General features: G+C 53.7%; 5 protein-coding genes. All 5 read right to left on the bottom strand.

Annotated elements, in window-relative coordinates; genetic code table 11:
- Positions 1–229: 229 nt before the first annotated feature.
- From gabT to QL223_RS25215, 5 genes are read right to left on the bottom strand one after another with little or no spacing between them, the layout of a single operon-like run.
- On the bottom strand, positions 230–1,498 hold the full coding sequence (gabT, locus tag QL223_RS25235; protein ID WP_281546317.1) for a 4-aminobutyrate--2-oxoglutarate transaminase: 1,269 nt from the start codon (positions 1,496–1,498) through the stop codon (positions 230–232).
- A gap of 23 nt (positions 1,499–1,521) precedes the next feature.
- A complete protein-coding gene (locus QL223_RS25230) occupies positions 1,522–2,964 on the bottom strand; it encodes an NAD-dependent succinate-semialdehyde dehydrogenase (RefSeq protein ID WP_251881035.1) in 1,443 nt (480 codons plus the stop codon).
- Positions 2,961–3,944, bottom strand: a complete 984-nt coding sequence (locus tag QL223_RS25225; protein WP_281546316.1) for a biotin-dependent carboxyltransferase family protein — start codon at positions 3,942–3,944, stop codon at positions 2,961–2,963. Before QL223_RS25225 ends, QL223_RS25230 begins: the two co-directional genes overlap by 4 nt.
- Complete coding sequence (locus QL223_RS25220) at positions 3,934–4,809, bottom strand: allophanate hydrolase subunit 1 (RefSeq protein ID WP_281546315.1); 876 nt, start codon at positions 4,807–4,809, stop codon at positions 3,934–3,936. The genes QL223_RS25225 and QL223_RS25220 overlap by 11 nt, the downstream gene beginning before the upstream one ends.
- A gap of 9 nt (positions 4,810–4,818) precedes the next feature.
- Complete coding sequence (locus QL223_RS25215) at positions 4,819–6,231, bottom strand: acetyl-CoA carboxylase biotin carboxylase subunit (protein ID WP_281546314.1); 1,413 nt, start codon at positions 6,229–6,231, stop codon at positions 4,819–4,821.
- Between the last annotated feature and the right edge of the window lie 24 nt (positions 6,232–6,255).

The following is a 6,255-nucleotide window of genomic DNA, read 5'->3' as shown; positions in this document are numbered from 1 at the left end:
GCGATTTTGACTGCTCTGACTCGGTAGGAAACAAGGACCGAAAGAGCGAAAGAAGGACAGTCACTTTTAGCTATCATCTATTTCGGATTAGGAATTGTAGGGTGAATTAGCAAACTTACATTTGAGTAAATTGGATTTTCTAAGCCAGAATGGGGCAAAAACATGTTAGCTATCGATGGCATCTAGCATTCTAAAAAGCCACCCCGCGGGGTGGCTTCTCTGTTTTCCGTTAGCGCAGAGAGAGCAACGCCTTCCTCATAATGTCTATCGCTTCTTCGACGATATGGTTTTCGACCGTGAGTGGAGGCAGCAATCGGATTGCGTTGCCGAACTGGCCACAAGGCAGCAAGATAAGCCCTTTGTTACGGCAGGCTTTGATAAAAGGCTGCACATGGCGGGGTTCTGGCTGTCCATCGCAAACAAAGTCAAACGCAATCATGGCACCTTTGTGGCGGATATGGTCGATAGGCAGCTCAGGATTCAGTTCTTTTATCTCGGAAAAAGCCTGGTGCAGGCGGCTTCCTACAGCCTCGGCACGGTCATTAAGGCATTTGGATTCCAATTCATCCAGCACCGCTAATGCGGCAGCGCATCCCACTGGGCTACCACCATAGGTACCCCCAAGGCCGCCCGGCGTTGGGCTGTCCATGATGTCGCGTTTACCGATAATGCCAGAAAGTGGATAGCCACCTGCCAGCGCTTTTGCCACTGTGATCAAATCGGGCTGCACATCAAAATGCTCGCTCGCGAGGGTTTTCCCTGTGCGGCCAAAGCCTGTCTGCACTTCGTCGAAAATCAGTACAATGCCGTGTTCATCGCAAAGGGCGCGAAGGTGTTCCATCAGCGCATTCGGCGCGGCATAAAACCCGCCTTCCCCTTGAACCGGTTCCAGCACAATGGCGGCAACGGAGGAAGGAGCAATGTCCGTCTTGAACAGTTTCTCCAGTTGTTGCAGCGAATAGGCGGTGTCGATGCCCTGATAAGGAACCGGGAAGGGAATGTGGTAGATGTCATTCGGGAACGGACCGAAGCCTTCTTTGTAAGGGGCAATTTTTCCGGTCATGCCCATGGTTAAAAGCGTGCGACCATGAAACCCACCATGAAAGGCGATAACACCACTTCGTTTGGTGTAATGACGGGCGATTTTTACCGCATTTTCCAATGCCTCAGCACCTGTGGTCATTAAGATGGTTTTAGCATCATCAATCGGGGCGATGGCATTTAAACGTTCGGCTAACTCAATGTAATTCTCGTAGCCTGCGACCTGAAAAGCCGTGTGGCTGAATTTCTCGATCTGCTCTGTGACTGCCTGCGTGACAGCGCGGTTATTATGACCGGTATTAACGACTGCAATTCCCGCAGCGAAGTCGATATAACGGTTGTCTTCCACATCCCAAAATTCTGCATTTTTGGCACGTTTTACAAACAGAGGGGTAGCCGAAGCCACGCCTCTGGGAACCGCCGCATTGCGGCGATCCATCAGTGACTGGTTGTTCATTGTTGGTTCCTGATACTGGTGAGTTACAAGAGTCCGCCAAAGCAGACGTATTTGGTTTCGAGGTACTCTTCGATGCCTTGTCGCGATCCTTCCCGGCCTAAACCGGAGGCTTTCACACCGCCAAAGGGGGCGACTTCATTGGAAATCACGCCTTCATTCACGCCGACCATGCCGTATTCCAACGCTTCGCTGACACGCAGACAGCGCTGGATATCCCGCGAATAGAAATAGGCAGCGAGGCCATATTCCGTGTCGTTGGCCATCGCAACGGCTTGCGCTTCATCTTCAAAGCGGAAAAGGGGAGCGACGGGGCCAAAGGTCTCTTCAGAAGCAATCCGCATGGCAGGGGTAACATCGGCCAATACGGTAGGTTGATAGAAGAGGCCACCCAGCGAATGGCTGGCTCCGCCGGTTAGCCGCCGTGCTCCCAAAACCAGTGCATCGCGTATGTGTGATTCGACTTTATCGAGTGCAGAGCGGTTGATGAGTGGGCCAATCTGGTTTCTGGGCTCTAGCCCTGCGCCGACTTTGAGGTTGCTGACGGCATTGGCAAACTTTTCTGCAAAGGCGTCATAGATGCCGGACTGCACCAAGATGCGGTTTGCGCACACGCAGGTTTGCCCCGCATTTCGAAACTTGGAGGCCAGAGCCCCTTCGACGGCAGCATCGATATCTGCATCATCAAAGACGATAAAGGGTGCGTTGCCGCCGAGCTCCATCGACACCCGTTTAACGGTATCGGCACATTGCTTGATCAGCGTTTTGCCAACCGCCGTTGAGCCTGTGAAGGAAAGCTTGCGAACATCCGCGCTGTTGCAGAGCACCTTACCCACCTCGGCGCCGTGGGAAGCAGTCACCACATTAATGACACCATCCGGTATACCGGCTTCCTGCGCCAATGACGCCAGCGCCAGCGCGGAAAGGGGTGTCGCTTCTGCCGGTTTGACGACGATGGTGCATCCTGCTGCAAGGGCGGGGGCGACTTTGCGGGTGATCATCGCGATGGGGAAATTCCATGGCGTGATAGCCGCGCAGACACCGACAGGTTGCTTGATGGTTTGCAATCGCCTGTCGATCGCGGTTGTCGGAATAACATCACCATAAGTGCGTTTCCCCTCTTCCGCGAACCACTGGATAAATGAAGCGCCGTAGCCAACTTCACCGATGGACTCAGCTAAAGGCTTGCCCGATTCCTGTGTAATGAGCGCTGCCAAATCCGATTGGTTTTCCATAATGAGGTTAAACCAATTCATCAGCTTTTCTGACCGCTGCTTAGCCGTGGTTGTTCGCCAGCTGCCGAATGCCTTTTGGGCTGCATCAATCGCGGCTTGGGTGTCGCTTTCACCCATCTCAGGGACATGGGCGATGATGTTGGTGTAGGCAGGGTCGAAAACGGGGTAGGTTTTCCCGCTTTCACTGTCGACCCAATCGCCACCAATGAATGCCTTATCTCGAATCAACGTCATCGTGCGGCCCCGCTCTTCTCGATATGCTGTTTGGCATATTTCAACAGCGCGTCATATTCCTTGCGGGCTTTCAGCGCATCTTCCAGCGAGACTTGCACAAACTGGGCCTGTGAATTGGGCTGCATCTGACCGATAAGATCCATGTCCACTGACACCACGGTGCCAATCATGAAGTAGCCTCCGCCTGAAACGGCGTCTCGGTGCAACACAATGGGTTCTTTCCCTGCTGGCACCTGAATTGAGCCATAGGGATAGCAGCCGTCGACAATGTTGGAAGGGTCGGATCCGGCACCAAACGGCTGCTCGCGCTCGACAAACTCTAATGGCGTACCGTTTTTGAACCGGTAGCCAATGCGGTCTGCTTCCGGTGCTACCTGCCAGGTATCGTTGAAAAACTGCTCGCCAGCCGCTTTGGTGATCCGGTGCCAGTAAAGGCCGGGAACCACCCGCAACTGATTCAACCTTGGTCTGCGAAGAAAGTCGGGTAAATAGCGTTCTTCAAACGGCGCTTCATCGCTGCCGACAGGCAGTTCGTCCCCGGCTTGTAGCAATCTGCCTTCAAATCCGCCCAGCGCCCCGAGCGTATAGGTCGAACGGCTTCCCAGTACCTCAGGCACATCAATGCCTCCAGCAATGGCGATATAAATTCGCGCGCCGCCTGTCAGATGTGAGAAGGAAAGAGTCTGACCGGCTTTCACCTCAAAGCTTGCCCAATTGACCTGCTCTTCCCCATCAAGGATGGGGGTCATATCTGCTCCTGTAACGGCCACGGTGGCGTCCTGATTGAACGTCAGTTTGGGCCCCATAAACACCGCTTCCAACACTGCTGCGTTTTCGTCGTTACCAACCAGCCAGTTGGCGCAACGACAGGCGAATCTGTCCATTGCACCTGAGACCGGAATGCCAAGATGAAAATACCCTTTGCGGCCCAAATCCTGCACAGAGGTGGCGAGCCCGGGGTGGATAACATTAATGCTCATACAGCGCCTCCTGCATTGCTGCGTTATAGCCCGCCATGTCTTTTTCAAACTCAGACAGTGAGAATCGAACCGATTTTGTGCGAGGTTGGTAGGTACCGTCTTCGACCTGTTTGACGATCTCGTGATACTCAGTTTCTGAGATAGGTTTGAACTTCACGATGTCGCCCGGTTGGAAGAACACCAGAAAATCCTTCAGGTGTGCCGCGTTTTGCGCCGGGTCGTAAATAGGGACAGGGGTGACACCAAACATCTGGTAGCCACCGGCACCCCGCACGGAGTAAATACAGGAGAAACAGCCACCGTAGCCGACCGTCAGCTTGGGAGTGTCGGTTCTGGGTCTGACGTATTTCGGTACCTGTATTTGTTTGTCGCGTTCAACCATTTGGAACATGAACGGCAGACCGGAAACGAACCCCACCATGGTGACAAACCAGGGGGAGCCGGAATGCGCCTCAATAAAGGCTTCAATAGAGTCATAGCCGTTGATTCTGGCGGCGTAAGAGAGATCGGTGCCTTCCGGATCCTGATGGCGATCGCGAAACCGCATCAGGGTTTCATGGGTCCAGGGATCTTGGTAGAAAACCGGCACCTCAACGATTCGGGTATCGATTTCTGCCTTTCCTGCCGCTTGCGCTTTTTCGATGTCCTGAATCGCGGCGAGCATAGTTTCAGGTGCGCAAACGTCTGGATTGTACTTCACCTGAAATGACGCGTTTGCCGGGCAGATTTCCTCAACGCCGGGCAGGTTCGCTTCACGGATGGCCTGGGTGATCGACAAGCTTTTGAAAAAGGCAGCGAGCGACATTTCTTCGCTGACTTCGACGAAAATATGCTCGTCGCCGCCGTATGAGTAGCGTGTTTTCATTGTCCTTCCTTAGCTTGCTTGTGGCAGCGAGCAATCCTTTTTATTGTCAGACTGACCTTGTTCAGGCTTTGGGGCGTCGAGTGTCTCCAGCCATTGTTCAAGCCACGCCGTGTGGAAATTGCCGTTAATCACATCAGGTGCTTCACACAGCTTTTGAAACAGCGGTTGTGTGGTTTTCACCCCTTCAATCGACAGTTCGTCCAGTGCCCTTGCCATGCGGTGAATCGCGCTTTCCCTGTCTTCGTCCCAGACAATCAGCTTGCCGAGTAATGAGTCGTAATAAGGGGGAATGGCGAAGCCGGAGTAGATGAGCCCGTCAAAGCGCACACCGCTGCCCATTGGTGGGGTGAACGATGTTATGACGCCGGGGAAAGGGAGGAAGCCGTTGAACGGGTCTTCCGCATTCAGGCGAATTTCAATGGCATGGCCGCGACGCTGAATGTCCTCTTGTTTGAGAGAGAGGTGCTGACCTGACGCGATCTGAATCATCTCCCGAATCAGGTCAACACCTGTGATGGCTTCGGTGATCGGGTGTTCGACCTGAATGCGGGTATTCATCTCGATGAAGTAGAAAGACTCAGATTCATCATCGTAGAGAAACTCAATGGTGCCCGCGCCCTTGTAGTTGACGCTTTTTGCCAGAGAGACCGCAGACTGACACATGGCTTCGCGCACCAAATCCGGCAAGACGGCGCAGGGCGCTTCTTCCCATACTTTCTGGCGGCGTCGTTGCAGCGAGCACTCTCGCTCGAACAGGTGCACCGCATTCAGGCCATCCGCAAGAATTTGTACTTCCACATGGCGGGATTGGCGAATGAATTTTTCGAGATAAAGCGTGCCGTCACCAAACGCCGACTGTGCTTCAGCAGATGCCTGATGGTACTGGGTCAGGAACTCGCTTTCGTCTTCAATCACACGAATGCCGCGTCCACCGCCGCCCGCTGACGCTTTGATCATCACTGGAAAACCGATGAGTTTGGCCTGCTCCAGTGCTGCTTCCGGGTTATCAGAGGGGGCACTTCCGGGTACCACGGGTACACCGGCTGCCATCGCGGTTTCACGGGCGCAGGCTTTATCCGCCATCTTTGTCATGGTTTGGCCGGAAGGGCCGACAAAGATGATGCCTGCCTTACGCACGTCATCTGAGAAGCTGGCATTTTCAGAGAGAAAGCCATAACCGGGATGAATAGCATCCGCGCCGGACTGCTCTGCCGCCTTAATGACTTTGTCACCGCAAAGGTAAGATTGGTTCGCCATCGGGGCACCGATACAAATGGCTTCATCAGCCAGTTTTACCGCAAGGGACTCTTTGTCCGCCTCGCTGTATACCTGCACGGTATGGATCCCCATTTCCTTGGCCGCGCGGATAATGCGCACGGCTATCTCACCGCGATTGGCGATGAGCAATTTTTCGATTGTCATACTGACTCCTTGTGTGCATTCAGA

This window comes from Grimontia sp. SpTr1, assembly GCF_947387585.1.
In the GTDB taxonomy this organism is placed as follows: domain Bacteria; phylum Pseudomonadota; class Gammaproteobacteria; order Enterobacterales; family Vibrionaceae; genus Enterovibrio; species Enterovibrio indicus.
This window is presented reverse-complemented; position numbering and strand designations above follow the sequence as displayed.